A 22,355-nucleotide genomic window follows, 5' to 3' on the forward strand; every position below is an offset into this window, starting at 1 on the left:
AAACAACTCGTTTTTTATTTTAATACATTATATTAATTACCTTAAATTCCGTATTTTTTCAAATCTTCAATAGCCCTTTTCTGCTCTTTTGTGGTAGCTTTTGGAATGTCTACAATAATGGTAACCATATGATCACCTTTAATGTAGTCACGACCTAATTGAGGCACTCCTTGTCCTTTTATGCGGAAAATTTCACCTGATTGGGTTCCACTTGGTATTTTAATAGTAACCGGGCCTTTAATAGTTTTAACGTTTATCTTATCTCCAAGAACTGCCTGTGAAAATAATATATGCTCAGTTGAAAATATATTACTACCTTTGCGTTGAAATTCATCATGTGGTTTTACATGAACAGTTACATAAAGATCTCCACTTCTAGCACCTCTTTCTCCAGCCTCACCATATCCTTGTAATGAGATTGTTTGCCCATCGGCAATTCCGGCTGGAATTTCTATGCTAATATTCTGTTTTTCTCGGACTCTTCCGTCGCCACCACATTTATGACATTTCTTTGAATATATCTTGCCTGCTCCTTCACAAGTAGGACAGGTGGAAACTTGCTGGAATGATCCAAAAAAACTACGAGTAACTTTCTTGACTTGCCCGCTGCCTTTGCATGTCGGGCAGGTTTCTTCTTTTATTCCTGGTTCACCTCCAGTGCCGCGACAAACGTCGCAAACCACATTTCTCAGCAAAGAAACTTCCCTTTTTGCTCCGGTTACAATTTCTTCAAATTTTATTTCCACATCAATCTGGATATCCCTGCCCGTCTTATGAGAAGATTGTCTACGACTCCTGCTAAAATTATCGCCAAAAATATCAGAAAATATATCTTCGAACCCCCCATTAAATTCAAAGCCTTGTCCGTTAAATCCTTGCTGAAATCCAGAAAAATCAAAGCCTTCGAAGCCACTGAATCCTCCCTGCCCTGCACGCCTACTTTGATCAAAAGTTTGACCAAATTGATCATATTGCTGGCGTTTAGTTTTGTCGGAAAGTACCTGATAGGCCTCGTTTACCTCTTTAAATTTATCAGCATCACCACCCTGTTTGTCAGGATGATATTTATGAGCCAGCCTTCGATATGCTTTCTTTATTTCATCATCAGAAGCACTCTTGTTGACACCTAGAATTTCATAATAGTTAGCCATATTGATAATATTTTTACTAGTATATTTTACACCTAAATAAAAAAATTAGCAATCCCATATTAAGAGTGCTAATTCATAAAATTTTTATATTATTATTTCTTTCTGCACGGTAACTTTTTTTATTTCTACTAAGCTAAAATAAACAAATATTTTAAATATAAAAATAATTATCAGGAACCATAAAATAGTCAGGATTGAACTTAATGGCCAAATTGTAATGAATAAAATAATTGCAACAGCATAAGAATAAAAAGAAAAACTTGAATCATCATTTATTTTTGGCTGGAAAAAATCATTTATTTTTTTATTAATAAGTTCGGCAAATATATCAGACATTTTTTCATTCCCTCCTACAACACGGCCGACCATCTGAGAAAGTTGTCTTCGTCCTTCTTGGACTATCATTTCATTATTTTTTTGCAAAAACTGGATTCGAGAGCTATTTATTTCTTCAGATGAGTTAGTTTTATCGATGTTTTGTTGCGAGTGTATTATAAATTCATCAACAGTCAACTCTCCTTTTGGTATTGATTTAAAACTTGGATTAACAAAAGATAAAACAGGCTCAACAACTTTTGAGGTGATTAAACTGAAATCTAATTTTGGAATAACTTTTTGCCCGTTTGGATTATTTGTTATGAAAAAATACTGACTTGAGATAAGCAAGGATAAAGCCAACACTATTTTGAATTTTCCCATATAAAGAGATTTCCATATATCTATTTTAATATTGAGATCCAGATCTTTTCTTATTTCTCTCAAACCTGAAATTACTAAAAGAATAGCTAATAAAAGAATTGGCAAATACCACAAAAAAGGACTGAAAATAAGGCTAAAAATAAAAGATATTACAACTATAATTTCTACGATAATTCTTTGGCTAATTAAAATAGTTGTTAAGCACATGAAAATAATAAGTAAAGAAAAAAACAAAATCAAAAGAAACCAAGCGTTCAGGTTAGGCATTTTAGATAAATAAAAAATTAAAAACCAAGAAAAAAATCCAAAGACAATGATCAAGCTTAGCAAAGCATACTTTAATATATTTTTTTTCATATTTTTTTATTTATTAAAGTATATCATAAAAAATAAAAATTGTAGCTTTTTTAATTTTAGAGTATAATAATGAAAAATACTAATAAAGGAGGTACTTTAAAAATGGAAATTCTCATGATGTTTATAAGAGCTTATTTATTGAAAATAATAGCCTCCTTTATTATGTGGTTCATACTAAAGAGGGTTTATAAAATAAGCAAAGAAGAAAACTATTACAAATTAGGCAGGCCACTTATTGAAGTATGTGCATTGAGCATAGCTTCTTTTCTGACAGTTTTTTTATTAATTTACATGATCAACTCAAACGTTACCTCACTTGATTTTTTACAGCCAATAAATTTTTTCTTTGCTACAGTAATATCATTATCTTTATTGATTGCAACAATAAAGTTGGGAACCAGGACCCGCACTGGTTATGCTAAAATAATTTTGCATAAAAGTCCCATATCGAATTTTAAACTCTTGAAGTTATTTGCTTCCATTATAGAAAATTAAACAAAACAACCAAAAAAGGGCAGGCCTTATTTAAGACCTGCCTTTATTTTACTACTATTATTATTTCATTTTCTTCTTCTTCCTTATTTTTATAATAAGGACGGGCATCGATAAGAATAATTTCCCTAAGAGGATCGTAGGGATTTTTTCCCTTTGAAAATTTTTCTTCCCTTTTTTCTTCCAGCGGCTTATCTTCCATTAAAACCCCCTTTTTTGTAAAATGTTTTACAAAACCTATGATTATTAATTTAATCACTTTTAGCTCCAACTGTCAACATTAAAAGCACCTACTCAAAGAAAGTTTTAACTATCGCACAGGAACGTTTGGAATATTTGGACTATTTGCTCCAGATGGAATTTTTATATCTTTAGCCATATTCATCATCCCTTTCATCATTTCACACATATCTTGAAACTGAATATTGTCTGGTATGCTAATATCAACTGAAGCTATAGGAGCACAAACAACATTAGTAGCAGCGTCAAAAGCTTTTTCTGGTTCTTGAAATGAAGGAGCTGATTCTTGTCCTTCCATTTTTGGCAAATCTTTTATACAGCTCATTGCTAATTTGCTGGACATTGGCATCCCTTCGCCCCAAGTATAAGACACTTCATCTTTCATCACGGAATACATTTTTCTTCCATCAATTTCTGATGTAGATTTAAAATTCTTTCCATCTGTCTGCATAACAGCTTTTATCTCCTTGCCGTTAATTTTAGTCGTGTAAGTACATTCCATTTTTTTACCCAAACCCATAGCTTCCTTGATTGAAGTAATCGCAGAACTCTTTGATGAATTATCCTGTTGATTCTGTGCTGTACTTTGATCAACAGCACCTGGCTTGGCACAACCAGAAAGAAAAATCACTGCTACAACAACAAAAACACTTAAAAGCATTTTTTTCATATTTGTTTTTTATTAATTATTAACAATTTAATTATACAACACTTTTTAAAAATTGTCAGAAAAATTTTAAAAGCGTTGCTTCCAAATTGAAACAACGCTTTTAATTTTTTTTTAGGCTTTTTCTTTTTTCTCATTTTTCTAAAAAGAAAGAGATTTCCTTTAATTGGCTGGCCTTTTTTAGGCTCACACCATATAGCTGCGCCCATGGTTCACCTCATCATTTTATGCAATAGACTGGGATAAAAATAATAAATTCCTACAGCAAGTATTAAAATAGCTATTAAACAAGGGACTATTATCCTATCCCATATCTTCTGCCATGTTTCCTTGAGAGAATTTTTCAAATTTCCGGCACCCCCTTTCTTAAAACTTCTTTTTCAAATTCTCTTTGAATCTCTTTATTGCAAAAATTGATTATCTTTCCGACTTCTTCAATATATTTCAGGCATTTTTCTCTTGCTCGTGCGGGAAAATTCACAGGAAAATCTTTTTCCGATATTCCATATCCCACACTTTGCAATTCGTGCTGTAAAGCTATGCAATGAGCTATAAAAATGCCACCCTCGCTGCATTTACAAAGGAGCGCAAAAATGCAGGCTTTAATTTGCTCACATTTCTCCTTGTTTTCCTCTCTACCATTGAAAATTTTATACGGAATTATGCCTAATCCTGTACTATTTAAAAGAAGTCCTGCAAAAAAAGAAATTCTTGCTTCTGTTTTGGATCCTGCCCTTAAAGCTAATGACTCTGCCATTAAAGCCAATTTTTCAGAACATTCCCTTGCTTCATCGTCAAAACTGGCTGCGCAAAGTTGTCTGAAAGTGGCTAGATCGAGTTTGTGAAACAAACAATACCTTTCTATCTTTTCTATTATTTCTTTACTGAATAAAGACATACTCCTAAAACCCATAGATCTCGCCTCCTTTCTTTTAATTTAATGATATTGTTAAGATAACTGCTTAAAAATTAAGCAAAAAAAAGAAAAAAGTCAAATCATAAAATAAAGGCGCTATCTTTTATAACGCCTTTAAAACTAATGATTTTTTAAATTATTGACTATCTTATTCTGTCTTCAATTTCACATTGAAGACCCCTAAGGGCAACTGAGATAAATAATAACAATATTAAAATACAGATAGATAGTGCAAAGCCAAAATCTTTAATCTTTTCTATCATAATAAAACTCCTTTCCGGTAATTTTTTGAACTTTTTAAAATAACTATTGCTAAAGCCATTTAAGCATCACCGATTTACAATGTCAACTAATTCTTTCGCGCTGGATAAAATTATATCTGCCTGTGAAAAATCATGGTTTTTTGTGAATTCATTTGGGATAGCTATGCACTTTAACCCGGCATTTTTAGCTGCTTCAATGCCTGTTTGCGAGTCTTCAATGGCTATGCATTCTTCCTTGGAGCGCTCTAATTTTTCCAAAGCTTTCGAATAAACATCCGGAAAAGGTTTTATTTTTTCAACATCTTCTCCTGTAATAACAACTTCAAAATATTTCCTTACATTAAACTTATCAAGCACATGTTCGACTGACGCCTTAACGCCCGAAGAAACTATTGCCAGGTCGTATTTTTTAGAAAAATTTTGCAATATCTCCAAAATCTCTGGCATCAACTCTCCTTTTTTATCTAATATTTCCCAGTAGGCTTGTTTTTTTCTCTGTGATATTTCACTTTTATTTATTGGCATGCCGAATTTTTCAGACATTTTTTCATAGAGAATATTGTCTCCCTTTGCGACACCAAAACGCATATAATCTTCCAGAGATAATTTGATTTTATACTTTTCTAAAACTTTTTTATGCGCCTCAAAATGCAGCGGTTCGCTGTCTATAATTACTCCATCTAGATCAAATAAGATTGCCCTGATATTGTGCATAGACTTGTTTTATTTTTTATTATTAATCTATATTTAATTATAACACACGACTTGATTTTATTTTTTATATATGTTTAATTTTAACCAGGACTAGGAGAAAAAGTGGACGTTTGTTATCGATGGATTTACGACCCAATCGGTAGGCGTAAGCGCTATCTTAAAAGGCTGGATTTATATCCAGGGGTTCTTAAACCCTAGAGCACAACTTTTTCTCCAAGTCCTTTTATATTTCCCTAAATATTTCTTGGATACACTTTCAAAAACCCTTTTATACAACAAAAAAGCAAGGTTTTTACACCTTGCTTTTTTATCTTAAAAAGGCTTATTTTTTCTCTGTCTCATCTTTTTTATCAGACTCCACTTCGGCGTCTTTTACATTATCATCTTTCTTTTCGCCTTCTGGACTTGCCTGTCCACCCTGGGCAGCCTGCGCCTCTTGCGCGGCTTTGTATAATTTCTCCCCAATCTTCTGTGCGGTTTGGGAAAGCGCTTCGGTTTTGGCCTTAATGGCATCCAGATCATCGCCGTTCTTTACTTTATCCAATTCTGCAATAGCATCTTCAACCGGCTTCTTTTCATCGGCTGTGATTTTGTCGCCGGCATCAGCCAAAGCTTTTTTGGTTGTATAAACAAGTGTGTCGGCCAGATTGCGGGCTTCAACCAATTCTTTTTTCTTCTTGTCTTCTTCCGCATGCATCTCGGCATCTTTCTTCATTTTTTCAATTTCATCTTTGGAAAGTCCACTTGAAGCTTCAATTTTGATTGATTGTGATTTGCCAGTAGCCTTGTCTTTGGCGGTTACATTCAAAATTCCATTGGCATCAATATCAAATGTCACTTCAATCTGCGGAATGCCTCTTGGAGCTGGTGGAATACCATCCAGAATAAATCTGCCCAGAGTTTTGTTGCCAGAAGCTACTTCGCGTTCGCCTTGCAAGACATGGATTTCAACACTTGGCTGATTGTCAGCGGCAGTTGAAAATACTTGTGATTTGGCTGTTGGGACGGTTGTGTTGCGGTCTATAAGCGGAGTTGAAATGCCTCCCATAGTCTCAATTCCAAGCGTCAGAGGCGTCACATCAAGGAGTAGCACATCTTTGACTGAACCTTCCAAAACGCCTCCCTGTATCGCAGCACCGAGCGCCACAACTTCATCAGGGTTCACTGTTATGTTTGGTTTCTTGCCAAAGAATTTTTCTACAGTCTGAAGAACTAATGGCATCCTGGTCATTCCTCCGACCAAAACAACTTCATTGATATCCTTGGCGGAAAGTTTTGCATCTTCCAAGGCTTTCTTGACCGGACCTAAGGTTTTTTCAACTAAATCCCCAACCAATTCTTCCAGTTTCGCTCTGGTCATTTTCATAACCAAATGTTTCGGACCGGATGAATCGGATGTAATGAAAGGCTGATTGATTTCGGTTTCCATGGAAGTTGAAAGTTCAATCTTGGCTTTTTCTCCGGCTTCCTTGATTCTTTGAAGAGCTAAAGGATCCTTGGAAAGATCAATGCCTTCCTGTTTTTTGAATTCATTTATAATCCATTCAATTATTCTCTGATCAAAATCGTCTCCCCCAAGATGGGTGTCGCCGTTGGTTGATTTCACTTCCACTGTGTCGCCGCCTACTTCCAGAACTGAAATATCAAAAGTCCCGCCTCCAAGATCATAAACAGCAATTTTTTCGTCAGCTTTTTTGTCAAAACCATAAGCCAAAGCTGCCGCTGTCGGTTCATTGATAATTCGGCGCACATTGAAGCCTGCGATTTCTCCAGCTTCTTTGGTGGCTTTTCTTTGTGAGTCGTCAAAATAGGCAGGAACTGTGATGACCGCGTCAGTAATTTTCTCGCCCAGTTTTTCTTCTGCATCCTGTTTAAGTTTCTGCAGAATCATGGCAGAAATTTCCTGAGGAGTATAGTCTTTATCTCCCATGGTAATTTTCACAGTTTCTCCCGCATGCACAATTTTATATGGCATGAGCTTCACATCGCGCTGAACCTCAGCGTCATTATATGAACGCCCAATGAGCCTTTTAATTGAAAACAAAGTGTTTCCCGGATTGGTTACGCCTTGGCGTTTAGCCAAAAGCCCGACCAATCTTTCATTAGCCTTAGAAATTGCAACCATGGAAGGAGTTGTTCTGTTACCCTCCTTGTTTTCAATAATTTCCGGCTTGCCGCCCATGACGACAGCCATGGCGCTGTTGGTTGTGCCTAAATCGATTCCCAATATCTTACTCATATGTTTTGTTTTGCCGCTTGATTATTAAATAAAATAATAACCAGCAGTTTAAATTAATTTATTACTTATTTATTATTCAACTATTACTTTTACTGCCCTCAAAACTTTCCCGTTTAATTTATATCCTTTAAATGTGATTTTTTTAATTATTCCCTTAATTTCTTCTTGTTTTCTCTCCCCTTTTTCCTGACTGCTGTCTTGTATTGCTTCATGTATTGCTGGATCAAATTTATCTCCTTCTTTGGTCAGAATTTCTTCAACCCCGTTTTCTATCAGAACATTTTCCAGTTGTTTCTGAATATGCATTATGCCAACTACCCAGGCGTTATCTTTCTGATCTTCCGGAATATGATCGGTAGACATATGAAAATTGTCCAATACTGGAATAATCTGCATAACAATATTCTGTCCGACATATTTCATAAATTCTTTCTGCGATTCTGCCTGCATTTTCTTGTAATTCTCAAAATCTGCCTGACAACGCTTCCAGCCGTCTAAAAAACTTTTTTGTTCTTTATATTTTGAATATTTTTCAATTGCTTGCTCAGTTCCCACTGCTAAATTCATTTTTTTTGCTTCTTCAATGGTTAGCCATTTGTATCCATCTTTTTTAAATTCTCCATTAACTTTAACCTTTTCATCTCCTTCATATCTACATACATAGTCAAGGAAAATAAAATGTTTTTCTTCATGAAAATCCTTATCAAAAATACTTTCTGAAAAATCCAGCTGGGCTTCAACTTTTACATCCAACCCTGTTTCTTCTTTTATCTCCCTTGCTATTGCTTCTTCCGTTTTTTCTCCTAATTCCACATGTCCGCCAAAAACAGTCCATTTTCCTTTCCATTTCTTACTTTCTCCTAAAAGTATTTCTTCTTTACTGTTTATTATCAATGCGCCAACAATAGCTTCGGGATATTTTTTTTCATTGCTTTTTTGTTTTTTATCTGTCATATTTTTATATTATATTTACAAAAATTACTACAACCATTGAGGCTCCTAATAACTTTTTCATATATTCCATCATTGATTTGTTTTTGGCATATTTCATTCTTTTTGGTCCAATCAGCGCCAAGATTCCTTTTTCTCCAGTTTTTAATTTATATGGCGAAACCATCATAGAACAATTATTAATTCCTTCGATCGGATTTTCCTTTCCGATAAAAATCTTAGTTTCTCCGTATTTTATGTTTTTCATCAATTTATCAAATTTTTCGTCCACATAGTCCAAGGTTTCAACTAAACGGCACATATCATCTAAATCCTGAAATTCGGGCTCTTCCATTAATTCTCTCATTCCAAAATCGGCAAATTCATCATTATCAATTAATCCACTAATAGCCAGATTGCCACTGAGATGAGAAAGCAGTTTGGCCGATGTTTTTGTCAGTCTAGTATTTTGAGCTTTCAGTTTTAAAAATTCACGCTGTAATTTGTGCTGTTCTTCTTTAGAAAGTTCTTTATCCTTCATTATTTCCTCGACAAAAAAACGATAGCCTTTGTCAGTCGGGATTCTGCCCGCGCTGATATGCGGCTGATAAAGATAACCTTCTTTTTCTAAAGACATCATATCATTTCTGAGTGTTGCCGGACTGACATTAAAACGATATTTGCTTGCCAAAATTTGCGAACCGGCCGGCACAGCAGTTTTCGTATATTCTTCTATTACGGCTGATAATATTTTTTGTTGCCTGATATTCATAATAATTTAATTATATAGGATACATTAGCAGTCGTCAAGTCTGAGTGCTAACTTTTATTTTTTTAAAATAAAACAAGCCATCGCAGCATTTTTGCATACGATGGCTTTTTTAAATTATTTCAATATCAATTTATTTCAAATCTCCTAATTTACGGTTAACGCCGGAGATTGAATTTTTAAAATTTGCTTTGCCTTTAAATAACTCATGTCTGGCCGTAACAAACAGCCAAGGCAAGCTTTTTTTGGGATTTGACAATCAGCTTTTTTAACTGACTTGCCACACTTCCCCTTAACTGGCATATTTTATACCTCCTTTTATTTTTTTAATACTAATAGATAAAAATCTTTTTTGGATAGCCTCCTTACCTATCCCTTAATTAAAAAATTTAAAAGAACCAATAATATTTTTATTTTGCCTTTTTTCCCATGCATCCTTCGCAAATCTGATCTTGGGGATGTTCTGCCTGATACTTCTTACAGGCTTCTTGGCCTGATGGAATTATCAAATATTTCCCACACTTGCCCTGACCAACTTGTACCACAGTTTCATTTTCCGATCTTTCTTTCTTCATTCGTAAAACTCCTTCCTTTATTTTTTTGTATTATATTAAATTAAATTTCTTTGCTTTCAACTGGATCAAATCCGCCTTCATTCCAAGGATGACACCTGGCAATTCTTTTAATTGCTAGCCAAGTTCCTTTTAAAATTCCAAATTTTTCAATTGCTTCATAAGCATATTGACTGCAAGTTGGATAAAATCTACAATATCTTCTATTCGAAACTTTAGATAAAATGCCATGATCAAAAGAAAATACTTTTTGATAAACCCTTATAACAAACAATATGCTCTTTTTCATAGACATGATTATATTTTAATAACTATGCTTTGTCAATAAGAAAAAATAGTGTATAATTTAAGCAAACCAATAAATTAACAAAAAATAAAATAAATAAAATAAAGGGTTTCTTTCGGGCATAGCTCGTAAGATTTCATTTTGATTAATGAGGACTATTTCATTTAAAAATGTAACTTGGATAGATTTTGAAGATCCTAGCGCAGATGATGTTGTTTACATGCAGGAAAACTTCAATATACATCCAACTGCAATCGAAGAATTTATCACCCCGACCTTTCGTCCAAAAGCCACACACTATGATAATTGCCTGTTTCTCACTATTCACATACCTCTCTTTGACACAAAGTCAAGAACAACTTATCCAGGAGAACTCGACATAGTGATTACTAAAGATCACATCATTACTGGTCATACGAAAAATATTTATAGATTAGATAGTTTTTTCAATTTATTGCAGGAAAGTGAAGGCAAACGCAGATTATATATGAGCAAAACTCCAGCTCACCTGTTATATAACATTATCGACACTCTTCTTGACTCTTTTTTCCCAAACCTTGACCATATTCATGAAAAACTATTAGATATTGAAGAAAAAGTTTTCAGTGGAAAAGAAAAAGAAATGGTCTTTGAAATTTCTGTTGTTAAGCGTGATATTCTTAATTTTCGTAGAACTCTCAAACCACAAAGGCATATCATAGAATCTATTACTCAGATGAAATCCGAATTTATTGATAAAGAACTTATACCCTATTTTCAAGATCTTGTCGGTACAAACATCCGCCTTTGGAATGCACTAGAAAGCAATAAGGAAACAATTGAATCTCTCGAAGAAACAAATAATTCACTGCTTTCCAATAAATTGAATTTCACAATGAAAGTTCTTACTGTTTTTTCAGCTATAATGATGCCTATGACTGTATATTCTAATATTCTTGCAATGAGCGCCAACATACCTTTCGGCAATAGTCCACACGCTTTCGCAATACACGTTTCTATAATGCTTTTAATTTCTCTTTTTACTATTATTCTTTTTAAGATTAAGAAATGGCTATAGTTATGAAATTCTACAATACTTTATCAAAAACTAAAGAAGAATTTAAATCAATAAATCCCGGCAAAATCGGGATGTATACTTGCGGACCGACTGTTTATGATTTTATCCATATCGGCAACATAAGAGCTTATTTGCTTTCTGACACTATCCGGCGCTATCTGGAATACAATGGATATGAGGTGCGATTAATTAAAAATATTACAGATGTCGGCCATTTAACTGAAGATGATATCTCACAAGGAGATTCCGGAGAAGATAAAATGATGAAAGCTGCTGATAAAGAAAAGAAGAAGCCTGAGGATATAGCTAAATTTTACGAAGATTATTTTCGCCAAGTTGAAAAAGAAATGAACATTCTGCCGGCCCAGTATTTTCCCAAGGCTACTGCCCATATTCCCCAAATGATTAAAATCATTAAAGGCCTTTTGGAAAAAGGGTTTGCTTATGAAAAAAATGGTAATGTTTTTTTTGATGTAACAAAATTTCCTGATTATGGAAAGCTTTCTGGAAATACTTTAGAAAACCTAAAAGTTGGTGCACGTCTCGAGGAACATCCGGACAAGAAAAATCCCTGGGATTTCGCCCTTTGGCTTAAGGCCCCCAAAGAACACCTGCTCAAATGGGAATCTCCTTGGGGAGTTGGTTATCCAGGCTGGCACATTGAATGCACTGCTATGAGTACAGAGTATTTAGGAAATACTTTAGATATCCATACTGGAGGTGAAGACAATATTTTTCCCCACCATGAAGCTGAAATCGCACAAACTGAATGCTATACCGGGCAAAAATTCGTAAATTATTGGCTACATCTTCGTCACCTCATGGTTGACGGACAAAAAATGTCAAAATCAAAAGGTAATTTTTATAAGCTGGATGATATCAAAGAGAAAGGTTTTTCGCCTATGGATCTGCGCCTGCTGCTCCTTTCTGCCCATTATCGATCACAGGTCAATTTTACTTGGGATGTCATGGAGCAATCCCGCAAAAACCTGCAAAGAATAAATGATTTTGTTTTAAACATGGAAGTTGTTGTTGCTGGAAACATATTAGCTTCTGAAAGTTTCAACTTAAAATCTTTTCAGGAAAAATTTGAAGCTGCCATGAATGATGACCTGAACACGCCTTTGGCTTTGAGTGTTTTATATGAAATGATAAGTGAAATAAATAAATTAAGCGCTACTAATTCTCTCTCTTCCGATGATGCCAAAAAAATTCTGGCTTTCTGGAAAAAAATAAATTCCGTTTTTGGTTTAGTGCTTTCCGGTCAGGCAGAAATCCCTCAGGAAATAAAGGATTTAGTTCAGAAAAGAGAAGATGCCCGCAAAGGAAAAGATTTCAAAAAATCAGACGACCTCAGAGAGTTGATTGAAAAGAAAGGCTATATTTTGGAAGATACTAAGGATGGAACATCGATAAAGCAAAAATAACTATCTTTTTTACAAAAATAAAAGGCGAGGATAAAAACTTTATCTCGCCTTTTTAAAAACAATTTATTTTTTTCATACTTTTTACATCAGTTTTATCACCATAATAAAAGAGATGATAAAGGCACCAAGAAGCAATGTTACTATAATCACCGCTGTTTTTTTACTCGAAGACATATAGATAACCTCCTTTTTCTGTTAAAATATCTTAACTTATTTACCTACCAATTTTAAACTATTCAATGCTCTTATATTTTTAAGTTACTTTTCAATGTTTTATATAATTTTTTTCAGCACTTGTCAATGTGTTATTAAATAGTGTATAAAAATGAAATTTTTATAGTTGCAGAGATAAGCAGGATTGGTATAATAAACTAGCTTTTAAAGCTTATTAAAATTTATGGCAGCTATAGCTAAAAATACCAATAAAAATGATCTCCGTATTCCTCCGCATAATATTGAAGCTGAACAATCGGTTTTGGGTTCTTTGATGCTGGAAAGAGATGCTGTCATAAAAATCGCAGATCTTTTGAAAGTTGGAGATTTCTATAAGGATATACACAACACCATTTATGAAGCGATGCTGGAATTATATGAACAGCGTGAACCTCTGGATGTTTTGAGTATTTCCAATAAACTTGATGAAAAAAAGCAACTGGAAAAAATCGGCGGCAGTTCTTATTTAGCTTCTCTTGTTGCAACTGTGCCTTCAGCAGCGCATATTGTGCACTATGCAAAAGTTGTTCAGAAAAAAGCACTGCTGAGACGCCTCATTGATGCTGCCACTGAAATTTTGGAAGCTGGATACAATGAGGGTGAAGATATTGAAAAAGTTCTTGATGAAGCCGAACAAAAACTTTTTGGTGTTTCGCAGAAATATATCAAGCAGGATTTTGTACCAATCAGATCAGTTCTGGAAGCAGCTTTCAATAGAATTGATGAACTTCACCGTGATGGCAGTAAATTTCGGGGCATTCCGACAGGTTTTGCAGATTTGGACAATATTATGGCTGGACTTCAAAAATCAGATCTTGTTATCCTAGCAGCACGCCCTTCTATTGGAAAAACATCTTTAGCCCTGGATATTGCCCGCCACGTGGCAGTCAGAGAGAATGTTTCGGTTGGCATGTTTTCTTTGGAAATGTCCTCCGATCAATTAGTTGATCGTATGTTAGCAGCTGAAGCTAATGTTGATTTGTGGCGGCTTAGAACCGGAAGATTAAAAAGCGATGGAGAAAATAATGATTTTCAAAGAATCGGAGATGCTATGGGAGTGCTTTCTGAAGCTAAATTATTTATTGATGACACTGCCAGCGCAAATATAATGGAAATGAGAACTATGGCACGTAGGCTTCAGGCAGAGCATAAGCTAGGATTGATTATTATAGATTATCTGCAACTCATGGAAGGACGCGGAGGAGACAATCGCGTCCAGGAAATTTCTGAAATATCTCGCGGACTTAAAAATCTGGCGCGCGAACTTAATATACCTATTTTAGCTTTATCGCAGTTATCCCGTGCTGTTGAGTCCCGTTCTCCGCAAATTCCAAAACTTTCAGATCTCCGCGAATCCGGATCTATCGAACAAGATGCTGATGTGGTATTATTCTTGTATCGTGAGGATCGCGAAAAACCTGATACTCCGAATAAGGGTGTTGTAAAAGTTATCATAGCCAAACACAGAAACGGACCGGTTGGCGAAATTAACACTTACTTCCAGGAAAATTGTGCTTCCTTCAGATCACTTGAAAAAGCAAGAACGCAACAATAAAATATGTATCCTAAGGCTTTCCAAAAACTAATAAAAAATCTAGCTTCCCTTCCATCTGTCGGACCAAAAATGGCTGAACGGCTGGTTTTGTATTTATTTAAACAAGATACTGAAAAAATAAAGGATTTTGCCGAAAATCTTCTAGAAATAAAAAGTATGAAAATTTGCCACAAGTGTTTTAATATAGCTGAGAGTGAACTGTGCGAATATTGCAAAGACTCAAAACGTGATCAGCATTTAATCTGTGTAGTTGAGGAACCATTGGATATTATTTCACTGGAACGCACTGGAGCTTATCATGGCTTGTATCACGTTTTAGGAGGAGTTTTGCAGGTGGGAGACAATACTGGAAGTGAACTAAAAATTCCTCAGCTCTTAGACAGGATCAAAAAAGACAAAATAAATGAAATTATTCTAGCTATGAACCCAACAACTGAAGGCGATGCTACTGCACTTTATCTTAAACATAAAATAGAACCATTACATATCAAGGTTACGCGTCTTGGCCGCGGACTTTCAACCGGCGCCGATCTTGAATACGCCGACGAAATTACTCTTTCTGAGGCATTAACAAATAGGAAAGAATTATAAAAAACAAATAAAATAAAATCCCGATTGCTCGGGATTTTTTATTTATGCTATTTTTGTAATTTCTACCTCCGTAAAAAGCTGTTTGTGTCCAAACTTAACTTTATATCTTTTCTTAGGCTTATGCTTGATTCCCCATACTTTTTTATGTCTTCCCTGTCTTACGATTTTAGCTTCAACTTTGGCGCCTTTTACCAAGGGTTCTCCAATTTTTACATCTTTTTCATCTCCAATAAAAAGGATTTCATCAAATGCGATTTTTGCACCAACCTCTCCTTCAATTTTTTCAACCTTAATTTTATCGCCCTCTGCCACCTTATATTGCTTTCCGCCTGTTTTAATAATTGCCAACATGTCTTTAAGTTATATTAAGAAAATTAAATGCACGTACTTCAGTTTACTTTAATATAGTTTAAGTGTCAATCCCACACTAACTTAAACCAAAATTTACTCAAGAATCGCTTTTATGCGCCTTACTCCAGCTGAAGACGATTCTTCTTTATTAATCTTAAAATGGCCCAATTCTCCAGTATTTTTAACATGTGGACCGCCGCAGACTTCAATGCTGAAATCACCTATTTTATAAACTTTAACAATATCGCCATATTTGGAAGCATCAAAGGATGTTTTAGCAATTTTCAAAGCTTCTTCTTTAGGCATTTCTGTCATTTCAACTGGAATATTTTCCTGTATTTTTTCATTTACCAAATCTTCAATTTTTTTTATTTGTTCCGGCGTAAGTTTTTGCGGATAATTAAAATCAAATCGCAAACGTTCCGCCGTAATATTGGCACCTTTTTGTATAATATCCTCGCCTAAAATTTTCCTAATCGCTGCCAGCATCAAATGAGCTGTGGTGTGATACCTTACAGTTTCTTCTGATGTGTCTGCCAATCCACCTTTGAATATTCCGGCAGAAGCAGTCTGGGAAAGTTTTTGATGTTTTTCGAATTCATCTTCGAACTCTTTCTTGTTGACTTCTACGCCCTTTTCTTTGGCTAATTCTTCTGTTATTTCCAAAGGAAATCCATAGGTCTGGTATAAATTAAATGCATCCGCTCCAGAAATAAAAGGTAATTTATTGAATTCTTTCAATCCTTGTTCTAAAGTTTTTCTGAATTTATTTTCTTCTTTTTCTAATTCTTCAAATATTTTTTCTTTATTGTTTTCTAATTCTTTGTAAAAATTTTTATACATTTCAATGACAACTTCGGCAATTTCTTTTGTAAAATTATTTTCTCCACCTAATAATTTTCCATATCTTATCGCGCGACGGATAAGTCGGCGCAACACATATCCCCTGCCAATATTTAAAGGTTCTACGCCTTCAGTAATGATGAAAGTTGCTGCTTTTATGTGGTCGGCAATAATCCTGAATTCTTTTTTATAATTTTCATATTTTTTTCCAGACAATTTTTCTATTTTTTCAAATATCAGCTGGAACAATTCTGTTTCAAAAACATTTTCTTTGCCATTCAGAACTGCTAGTGTTCTTTCGACTCCCATACCAGTATCAACATTTTGCTGCTTCAGTTTTTCAAAAGTTCCATTTTCTTTTTTATTAAATTCCATAAAAACATTATTCCATATTTCAATCAACCGTCCTGAATCAACCAAATCAGAAAAATTTCCCTTTATTTTCCCTTCTTCTGGTCTCGTGTCATAAAATATTTCTGTGTCTGGACCACAAGGACCTGTTGAGCCAGCAATCCAAAAATTATCTTCCACTCCTAAGGGAATTATCCTTATGTCTTCTTCTATATTTTTGTTTTTTGCTATCTCCGCCTTTAAATTTGTTCTTTTAAAAACATCCTGCCAAATAAAAATAGACCTTTCATCACGCGGAATATTACCGTCACCCTCGAAAACTGTGACATATAGCCTATTTTTATCTAATCCGAGCCATTTTTTGTCGGTTAAAAATTCAAAACTCCAAACAATCGCTTCTTTTTTAAAGTAGTCCCCAAAACTCCAATTCCCCATCATCTCAAAAAAAGTAAGGTGTCTATTATCTCCAACTTCATTAATATCTCCCGTCCTGACGCATTTTTGGACGTTTACAACTCTTTTGCCTCCTGGATGATCATCTCCTAAAAGGTATGGGACTAAGGGATGCATTCCAGCTGTTGTAAAAAGCGTAGAAGTGTCGGTTTCGTGCGGAATCAAAGAAGCCGAAGGAATGATATTATGCCCTTTCGACTCAAAAAATTTCAAATATTTTTCCCTTAATTCCTGCGTTGTCATAAAATTATCTTTTTGATGCCTCTATTTCTTTTTTAATATCATGTTCGATTTTTCTCCAATTTTCATTTATCCAATTATAACCGAATATGTATCCTATTAATTCTTTGGCTCTTTTCAAAGCTTTATTTTCATTTGTATTTTCTTCATTTAAAATACTATCTACCTCCACTTCTACAGTATGGAATTTGCCTTTTACGCTGTTCAATAATTTTTCATCTTTTATATTATTTTCTAAAACTTCTCCTATGTTTGAATGTATGGCCATATTTTTATATTTTAAAAAATTAATCATGTGATAAAGCACTCATTTTGTGCTTCAGTTTTATAAGCTCGTTTTGCAGTTGAATAAATTCAGCTTCAAATTTCTTTAATTCATTTTCTTTTGAATTGATTTCCATCTGGATTGAAACACTTTTTCGCTTGAGATCATGAAGAGTTGTTTCTACATCTATTTTGCTTCGCATGTTTTTCTTTAAGTCAGACTCTTTGAGAATAATCTCTAATTGCATTTTTTTTCTTTCAGCAGCTACTTGCGGATCTTGATTTTGCATATGATTATTATAAATTAAATTATAATTCCTCCTCCAATAACCTCTTTGTTTTTAGCATAAAACACAGCAGATTGTCCTGGTGTTATAGCTTTCTGCGGTTGTTTAAATTGTATTTCATAAAGATTATTCTTGACTTTCTTTATTATACCATGCACTAATGGATGTCGATAGCGAATTTTTACACTTATTTTCAAGGGGAATTTAGTCTGTGGAATAATCCAGTTTTTTATTTCAACCATCATTGACTTATTATTTATACCAAGATCACTTTTTTTATCAGTAACAATAAGCTGTTTTTTCAGAAAATTTCTGCCAATAACATAATAGGGGCCCGTTCCACCTATTTTTATTCCTTTACGCTGACCGATAGTGTAAAGTTCTAGCCCCTCATGTTTTCCGATTTTCTTTCCATTTGTTAAAACAATATCTCCCGGAGACAAAGAAATATTTCTTTTTATAAAATCCGACGGTGATTTTTCAGAAATAAAACAAATACCCTGAGAATCATCTTTATTGAAAACAGGCAAACCTGCTTTTTCAGCAATTTTTCTTATTTTAGATTTCTTATATTTTCCAACAGGAAATAAAATGTGTTTTAATTGTTTCTGCGTTAATGAATAAAGAAAATATGTTTGGTCTTTTTCTTTATCCGATGGAATATACAGATGATATTTTCCTTTTATTTTCTTTATTTCCGCATAATGGCCTGTAGCCACATAATCCGCTCTCATCTCAATCATTTTTTTTAAAAGAAAATTAAATTTAATTTTTTCATTACAAACAACACAAGGGTTAGGAGTTTTCCCATCTTTAGTTTCTCTAATAAAATAATTTACCACTTCTTTTTTAAATTCTCTGGCAACATTTATTGTATAAAGAGGAATACCTAAAATTCGCGCAATTTTTCGAGCATCCTGCTGGGATTCAATAGAGCAGCATTTATTTTCACGAAACACATCTTGACTAGGTTCTTTCCAGAAGTGCATAAAAACGCCTATAACATCATAACCTTGTTTTTTAAGCAAAACGGCCGCAGAAGAAGAATCAACTCCAGCAGACATGCCCAAAATTACTCTTTTTTTGTCTTCACTGATTATACTCATAATTATCTGCCTATTTCCCTTTTGTCTAAATCATAATCCTCATCATCCTGAGTTTGAGTAATCTTACTTTTATTTTGAGCATTTTTAATTATAAGATTTCTCACTTCATTTAAATTAATATTTGGCTTATGGCGTTGTGGTTTGAATTTTTTTGGGGCTATATATTGCATCTGGGAAAGAGCCATTGGTTTCTCATTTGGAATATATGCTTTATGCTCAAATTTATTTTCTTTTGGGTTTTCTTTTTCTCTTTTTACTTCATCTTCAAGAGATATGCTTTTTTTAAAATATTGATTTTTGATTGTCTTGGTATGTTCATTATTATTAAAATATTTATTTTCTTGTATTTCTTCAGTTTCTCTTTGTTTTTTTCTTTCTTGGGCAATCTTCTCCTTAGCTGTCATACGCTGGTAATCTTTAAGACATTCTTTGCAGAAAGTAGGCCTTTTACCATCAGGCTGAAAAGGTACCTGGATTTCACTGGCACACATATCACATACAGCACCGAACATGGGTCTTTTATTCTCTGTGTCTTTTTGTGAATCTTGCTTGTTCTTTAAAAAATCTGTTTCAGTTTTTTTTGTCTGATTTTCTTGAGCAGGGCGTGCTTCTTGAGACTGTAAAAAAGAAACATCTTGATGAACTTGTTCAGGAGCCTTATTGACTGTTTTAAAGCCATCAGTCGGCATTATACCAGCCCATTTGGCTATTTTTTCCTCAACTTCAATTTTACTTGAGGCATAACGTTCACGCGAAACAGTTATTATTTTTTCTTCATTTTCCAGGGTATCTTTAATATAAATAGGAGGAAGAACTGTTGCTGAAAAAGCATCACCAGCGATTCCATCTATCATCAGTTTTAAATAAATCTGATATTTAGGAATATTCACAAGGTCATTCTGCATAAAAACTGGAGAAAATTCTTTTTCTAGAAACTCAGCATCTGTTGCACCCACACGGAATGAAACGATAGTTCCGGTATTTCCAAAAATAGCATCACGAACTTTTTCGTCTATTTGGGCTATATATTGATTGGCTAAAATAAGATTTAATCGATATTTTCTGGCTTCAGAAAGAATATTAGCAAATGATTCAGTAGCAAAATTTTGGAATTCATCAACATATAGATAAAAATCCTTACGGGTTTCTTCAGGAATATCAACTCTTTCCATGGCGGCTAATTGTATCTTGGTAATCATCATAGCTCCAAGCAATGCACTATTGTCTTCACCTATGCGACCCTTAGAAAGATTTAATATTAAAATCTTCTGGGAATCCATAACTTCACGTATATTAAAAGAAGATTTTGTTTGTCCAACTATATTTCTAATAAGAGAGCTGGATAGAAATTGTCCGACTTTATTTTGAATAGGAGAAATAACTTCCTGTAAAACCCTTTCATTCCATTTGCTAAATTCTTCAATCCAAAATTGCTTAACTACTGGATCGGATACATTATCAACAACTTTTTCTCTATATCTTTTATCAACAAGTATTCTAGTAACGCCAAGAAGTGTGCTTCCTGGATATTCAAGAAGCGCTAATATTGCATTACGAAGAATATATTCAAGGCGTGGTCCCCATGAATCTGCCCATATTTTTTTGAATACTCCAATTAAGCCTGATGCCACAAGATGTCTGTATTCTGGGTCAACAGCTTCCATAACGTTGAAAGCTAGTGGAAAATTCTGATCTGCCGGATTAAGATATATAACATCATTAATTCTACTAGAAGGCATTGCTTTTATCAGTTTTTCTGCAGTATCCCCATGAGGATCAATGAAACATACGCCCTTGCCACTGCGTATGTCCTGAACAGCCATATTTTCCAGAAGATTGGTCTTGCCCATACCAGTCTTACCAATGACATACATATGGCGTCTTCTGTCGTCTGTTTTTATGCCAAAAGCCCGTTCCTGATTGCGAAAATTAGTTTTAGCAAAGAAGTTGATTTCATTATCCATAATAACTATCGTTGTAGTTAATTTTTTATATATGCTTCCTTAATTTATTCTTCTATTCTACAGGCAAATTAGAAGGTGCCCCGCCATGTTTTGATTCTACTCTTGCCAATGAAGGCGCTAGTACATTCATGTCTGGCAAATGAAATACTGTCGCAAGTTCTTCAGTGCTCATAACAAGCTTGCCTCCTTCTCCATCCATGCTTCTACCTCTGTATCTGCGTAACAATTTGCGTTGTAAATAACGTAAACGAGTTTCTATAAAAATATGATACGCAGTGGTCTTTGTAGTATTAGGTTTAAGTGAATTCAGATTATCATCAGAAAATTGCCTTATGGCACCAAAAAAAGAATTAATTCCAACTGCTTTATCATAGTTTTCGCGACGACCTATGTAAAGATAACGAGGTCTTACATAAAACTGTGGTTTTCCAAGATTATCTTCTACGGCTTTTAGGACATCTTTTTCAACTGGAGATAAGCGGAACTCCAATGGTTCCTTTTCTTCCTTTTTGGCACTTTCAGCAAATTCTACTGGATTACTAAAAGCTTTTGGAATACTGCTTAAAATTTCAAATATGTCCTTCCATATTTCTTCAAATATGCTTTTTCTTTCTGTTTCCCTGCCCTTTAACTTATCTAGCGTTGGCTTGCCCTCCTTTGAAGACCAGCTTGTATCTGTTGGCTGAATTATCCATTGCAACCATAATTTTTGATTTAGTCCGAGTTTGCCCATTGTTTCTATAAGACCAGACAAGGGATCTATCATTTTACCGGTTATAGATTCTTCAAATTTTGGATAAGTTTTAATAGGGTAAGCATTATTTTTTGTAAATCCAAGATCTGAACCCCATAAATCCCACTGACTGTTTGGAATAATTTTAGGAACATCGTTTACATAATCAGGAACTTCAATAATTTCTACATCAGGATATTGTGCGTAAAGATGAGCTTCCACCAAATGGCGATACTTTTGCATGACCCTGATATAAAAATGCACACTGCCAGAATCACCTACTATTTCCAAACTCATGTAATCAGTAAAAGCGCCGTCTATATAAATTTCCACTGGGTTAAGTGATTTTTGCACCCCGCAAAAACCATTATATAAAGCTTCCATAGGCTTTGGGCTTTTTTCGATATTTTTTGGAGGAATAATCTCAAGAACAACCCAGTCCGGCATAGCTGCAAATTTATCCTGAATGTGCTTCATCCAGATTAATTTGAAAAGGAAATAAAAAAGGGGCGGCAAAACAATGAACCATACATAACTCATCGCCTCTGATGCCGTTTTCAAAGAATCCCCTAATTGTTGAAATGATTCAAGAAGAATATTCATGGTATTTTTTGTTTTTTATAGA

General features: G+C 34.3%; 23 protein-coding genes. 5 read left to right on the forward strand and 18 right to left on the reverse strand.

The window, feature by feature from the left end; genetic code table 11:
- Nucleotides 1-41: 41 nt before the first annotated feature.
- Together dnaJ and PLR68_00995 are read right to left on the reverse strand one after the other, a co-directional pair.
- On the reverse strand, nucleotides 42-1,151 hold the full coding sequence (dnaJ, locus tag PLR68_00990; GenBank protein HOW60319.1) for a molecular chaperone DnaJ: 1,110 nt from the start codon (nucleotides 1,149-1,151) through the stop codon (nucleotides 42-44).
- Nucleotides 1,152-1,235: 84 nt separating this feature from the next.
- Nucleotides 1,236-2,207 carry a hypothetical protein gene (locus PLR68_00995; GenBank protein ID HOW60320.1) on the reverse strand — a complete coding sequence of 324 codons (972 nt, stop codon included), beginning with the start codon at nucleotides 2,205-2,207 and terminating at the stop codon, nucleotides 1,236-1,238.
- Between the two features lie 69 nt (nucleotides 2,208-2,276).
- On the opposite strand from PLR68_00995, the gene PLR68_01000 reads away from it, so the two are divergent.
- Nucleotides 2,277-2,702, forward strand: coding sequence for a hypothetical protein (locus PLR68_01000; protein ID HOW60321.1), 426 nt, complete (start codon nucleotides 2,277-2,279; stop codon nucleotides 2,700-2,702).
- 43 nt (nucleotides 2,703-2,745) lie between these two features.
- On the opposite strand, the gene PLR68_01005 is transcribed toward PLR68_01000, so the two are convergent.
- The 9 genes from PLR68_01005 to yidD all read right to left on the reverse strand — a co-directional run bounded on the left by PLR68_01005 (nucleotide 2,746) and on the right by yidD (nucleotide 10,298).
- Nucleotides 2,746-2,958: a hypothetical protein gene (locus PLR68_01005; protein ID HOW60322.1), complete on the reverse strand. Its 213-nt coding sequence runs from the start codon at nucleotides 2,956-2,958 to the stop codon at nucleotides 2,746-2,748.
- A gap of 51 nt (nucleotides 2,959-3,009) precedes the next feature.
- A complete protein-coding gene (locus PLR68_01010) occupies nucleotides 3,010-3,609 on the reverse strand; it encodes a hypothetical protein (protein ID HOW60323.1) in 600 nt (199 codons plus the stop codon).
- 340 nt (nucleotides 3,610-3,949) lie between these two features.
- Nucleotides 3,950-4,504, reverse strand: a complete 555-nt coding sequence (locus PLR68_01015) for a hypothetical protein (protein ID HOW60324.1) — start codon at nucleotides 4,502-4,504, stop codon at nucleotides 3,950-3,952.
- Nucleotides 4,505-4,851: 347 nt separating this feature from the next.
- Nucleotides 4,852-5,499, reverse strand: a complete 648-nt coding sequence (locus tag PLR68_01020; protein ID HOW60325.1) for an HAD family phosphatase — start codon at nucleotides 5,497-5,499, stop codon at nucleotides 4,852-4,854.
- Between the two features lie 322 nt (nucleotides 5,500-5,821).
- Nucleotides 5,822-7,738: a molecular chaperone DnaK gene (dnaK, locus tag PLR68_01025; protein ID HOW60326.1), complete on the reverse strand. Its 1,917-nt coding sequence runs from the start codon at nucleotides 7,736-7,738 to the stop codon at nucleotides 5,822-5,824.
- Nucleotides 7,739-7,810: 72 nt separating this feature from the next.
- The gene (grpE, locus tag PLR68_01030; GenBank protein HOW60327.1) at nucleotides 7,811-8,692 is read right to left on the reverse strand and encodes a nucleotide exchange factor GrpE; all 882 of its coding nucleotides are present in this window, start codon (nucleotides 8,690-8,692) and stop codon (nucleotides 7,811-7,813) included.
- A 4-nt stretch (nucleotides 8,693-8,696) separates the two neighbouring features.
- Nucleotides 8,697-9,440, reverse strand: a complete 744-nt coding sequence (locus PLR68_01035) for a hypothetical protein (GenBank protein ID HOW60328.1) — start codon at nucleotides 9,438-9,440, stop codon at nucleotides 8,697-8,699.
- A 407-nt stretch (nucleotides 9,441-9,847) separates the two neighbouring features.
- A complete protein-coding gene (locus PLR68_01040; GenBank protein HOW60329.1) occupies nucleotides 9,848-10,012 on the reverse strand; it encodes a hypothetical protein in 165 nt (54 codons plus the stop codon).
- Nucleotides 10,013-10,052: 40 nt separating this feature from the next.
- Complete coding sequence (gene yidD / locus PLR68_01045; GenBank protein HOW60330.1) at nucleotides 10,053-10,298, reverse strand: membrane protein insertion efficiency factor YidD; 246 nt, start codon at nucleotides 10,296-10,298, stop codon at nucleotides 10,053-10,055.
- Nucleotides 10,299-10,443: 145 nt separating this feature from the next.
- On the opposite strand from yidD, the gene PLR68_01050 reads away from it, so the two are divergent.
- The 4 genes from PLR68_01050 (at nucleotide 10,444) to recR (ending at nucleotide 15,138) form a co-directional block, all read left to right on the forward strand.
- Nucleotides 10,444-11,352 (forward strand): magnesium transporter CorA family protein, encoded by a 909-nt coding sequence (locus PLR68_01050; protein ID HOW60331.1) that lies wholly within the window; start codon nucleotides 10,444-10,446, stop codon nucleotides 11,350-11,352.
- Entirely contained in the window at nucleotides 11,343-12,779 is a 1,437-nt protein-coding gene (gene cysS / locus PLR68_01055; protein HOW60332.1) for a cysteine--tRNA ligase, read from the forward strand. Before PLR68_01050 ends, cysS begins: the two co-directional genes overlap by 10 nt.
- 397 nt (nucleotides 12,780-13,176) lie before the next feature.
- Nucleotides 13,177-14,547 carry a replicative DNA helicase gene (gene dnaB / locus PLR68_01060; protein ID HOW60333.1) on the forward strand — a complete coding sequence of 457 codons (1,371 nt, stop codon included), beginning with the start codon at nucleotides 13,177-13,179 and terminating at the stop codon, nucleotides 14,545-14,547.
- Nucleotides 14,548-14,550: 3 nt separating this feature from the next.
- Nucleotides 14,551-15,138: a recombination mediator RecR gene (gene recR / locus PLR68_01065; protein HOW60334.1), complete on the forward strand. Its 588-nt coding sequence runs from the start codon at nucleotides 14,551-14,553 to the stop codon at nucleotides 15,136-15,138.
- Between the two features lie 42 nt (nucleotides 15,139-15,180).
- On the opposite strand, the gene rplU is transcribed toward recR, so the two are convergent.
- From rplU to PLR68_01100, 7 genes are all read right to left on the reverse strand, one after another.
- Complete coding sequence (rplU, locus tag PLR68_01070; GenBank protein ID HOW60335.1) at nucleotides 15,181-15,489, reverse strand: 50S ribosomal protein L21; 309 nt, start codon at nucleotides 15,487-15,489, stop codon at nucleotides 15,181-15,183.
- 93 nt (nucleotides 15,490-15,582) lie between these two features.
- The gene (locus PLR68_01075) at nucleotides 15,583-17,379 is read right to left on the reverse strand and encodes an alanine--tRNA ligase (protein ID HOW60336.1); all 1,797 of its coding nucleotides are present in this window, start codon (nucleotides 17,377-17,379) and stop codon (nucleotides 15,583-15,585) included.
- 4 nt (nucleotides 17,380-17,383) lie between these two features.
- The gene (locus PLR68_01080) at nucleotides 17,384-17,644 is read right to left on the reverse strand and encodes a hypothetical protein (GenBank protein ID HOW60337.1); all 261 of its coding nucleotides are present in this window, start codon (nucleotides 17,642-17,644) and stop codon (nucleotides 17,384-17,386) included.
- Between the two features lie 19 nt (nucleotides 17,645-17,663).
- Nucleotides 17,664-17,930, reverse strand: a complete 267-nt coding sequence (locus PLR68_01085) for a hypothetical protein (GenBank protein ID HOW60338.1) — start codon at nucleotides 17,928-17,930, stop codon at nucleotides 17,664-17,666.
- 14 nt (nucleotides 17,931-17,944) lie between these two features.
- Nucleotides 17,945-19,033 (reverse strand): tRNA 2-thiouridine(34) synthase MnmA, encoded by a 1,089-nt coding sequence (mnmA, locus tag PLR68_01090; protein ID HOW60339.1) that lies wholly within the window; start codon nucleotides 19,031-19,033, stop codon nucleotides 17,945-17,947.
- Nucleotides 19,034-19,035: 2 nt separating this feature from the next.
- Complete coding sequence (locus PLR68_01095) at nucleotides 19,036-20,997, reverse strand: type IV secretion system DNA-binding domain-containing protein (protein ID HOW60340.1); 1,962 nt, start codon at nucleotides 20,995-20,997, stop codon at nucleotides 19,036-19,038.
- A gap of 52 nt (nucleotides 20,998-21,049) precedes the next feature.
- The gene (locus PLR68_01100) at nucleotides 21,050-22,333 is read right to left on the reverse strand and encodes a hypothetical protein (GenBank protein ID HOW60341.1); all 1,284 of its coding nucleotides are present in this window, start codon (nucleotides 22,331-22,333) and stop codon (nucleotides 21,050-21,052) included.
- Nucleotides 22,334-22,355: the final 22 nt, after the last annotated feature.

This window comes from Candidatus Moraniibacteriota bacterium (assembly GCA_035390125.1).
Taxonomy (GTDB): domain Bacteria; phylum Patescibacteriota; class Minisyncoccia; order Moranbacterales; family GWC2-37-73; genus DAOOTD01.

What these genes read in the sequence shown, in the direction of transcription:
- cysS (HOW60332.1), top strand. Translation starts at nt 11,343, where the DNA reads ATGGCTATAGTTATGAAATTCTACAATACTTTATCAAAAACTAAAGAA.
- dnaK (HOW60326.1), bottom strand. Translation starts at nt 7,738, where the DNA reads ATGAGTAAGATATTGGGAATCGATTTAGGCACAACCAACAGCGCCATG.
- PLR68_01095 (HOW60340.1), bottom strand. Translation starts at nt 20,997, where the DNA reads ATGGATAATGAAATCAACTTCTTTGCTAAAACTAATTTTCGCAATCAG.
- PLR68_01080 (HOW60337.1), bottom strand. Translation starts at nt 17,644, where the DNA reads ATGGCCATACATTCAAACATAGGAGAAGTTTTAGAAAATAATATAAAA.
- PLR68_01015 (HOW60324.1), bottom strand. Translation starts at nt 4,504, where the DNA reads ATGTCTTTATTCAGTAAAGAAATAATAGAAAAGATAGAAAGGTATTGT.
- dnaB (HOW60333.1), top strand. Translation starts at nt 13,177, where the DNA reads ATGGCAGCTATAGCTAAAAATACCAATAAAAATGATCTCCGTATTCCT.
- PLR68_01100 (HOW60341.1), bottom strand. Translation starts at nt 22,333, where the DNA reads ATGAATATTCTTCTTGAATCATTTCAACAATTAGGGGATTCTTTGAAA.
- PLR68_01040 (HOW60329.1), bottom strand. Translation starts at nt 10,012, where the DNA reads ATGAAGAAAGAAAGATCGGAAAATGAAACTGTGGTACAAGTTGGTCAG.
- grpE (HOW60327.1), bottom strand. Translation starts at nt 8,692, where the DNA reads ATGACAGATAAAAAACAAAAAAGCAATGAAAAAAAATATCCCGAAGCT.
- PLR68_01000 (HOW60321.1), top strand. Translation starts at nt 2,277, where the DNA reads ATGAAAAATACTAATAAAGGAGGTACTTTAAAAATGGAAATTCTCATG.
- PLR68_01010 (HOW60323.1), bottom strand. Translation starts at nt 3,609, where the DNA reads ATGAAAAAAATGCTTTTAAGTGTTTTTGTTGTTGTAGCAGTGATTTTT.
- dnaJ (HOW60319.1), bottom strand. Translation starts at nt 1,151, where the DNA reads ATGGCTAACTATTATGAAATTCTAGGTGTCAACAAGAGTGCTTCTGAT.
- mnmA (HOW60339.1), bottom strand. Translation starts at nt 19,033, where the DNA reads ATGAGTATAATCAGTGAAGACAAAAAAAGAGTAATTTTGGGCATGTCT.
- PLR68_01050 (HOW60331.1), top strand. Translation starts at nt 10,444, where the DNA reads ATGAGGACTATTTCATTTAAAAATGTAACTTGGATAGATTTTGAAGAT.
- PLR68_01020 (HOW60325.1), bottom strand. Translation starts at nt 5,499, where the DNA reads ATGCACAATATCAGGGCAATCTTATTTGATCTAGATGGAGTAATTATA.
- PLR68_01075 (HOW60336.1), bottom strand. Translation starts at nt 17,379, where the DNA reads ATGACAACGCAGGAATTAAGGGAAAAATATTTGAAATTTTTTGAGTCG.
- recR (HOW60334.1), top strand. Translation starts at nt 14,551, where the DNA reads ATGTATCCTAAGGCTTTCCAAAAACTAATAAAAAATCTAGCTTCCCTT.
- PLR68_01085 (HOW60338.1), bottom strand. Translation starts at nt 17,930, where the DNA reads ATGCAAAATCAAGATCCGCAAGTAGCTGCTGAAAGAAAAAAAATGCAA.
- yidD (HOW60330.1), bottom strand. Translation starts at nt 10,298, where the DNA reads ATGAAAAAGAGCATATTGTTTGTTATAAGGGTTTATCAAAAAGTATTT.
- PLR68_01035 (HOW60328.1), bottom strand. Translation starts at nt 9,440, where the DNA reads ATGAATATCAGGCAACAAAAAATATTATCAGCCGTAATAGAAGAATAT.
- rplU (HOW60335.1), bottom strand. Translation starts at nt 15,489, where the DNA reads ATGTTGGCAATTATTAAAACAGGCGGAAAGCAATATAAGGTGGCAGAG.
- PLR68_00995 (HOW60320.1), bottom strand. Translation starts at nt 2,207, where the DNA reads ATGAAAAAAAATATATTAAAGTATGCTTTGCTAAGCTTGATCATTGTC.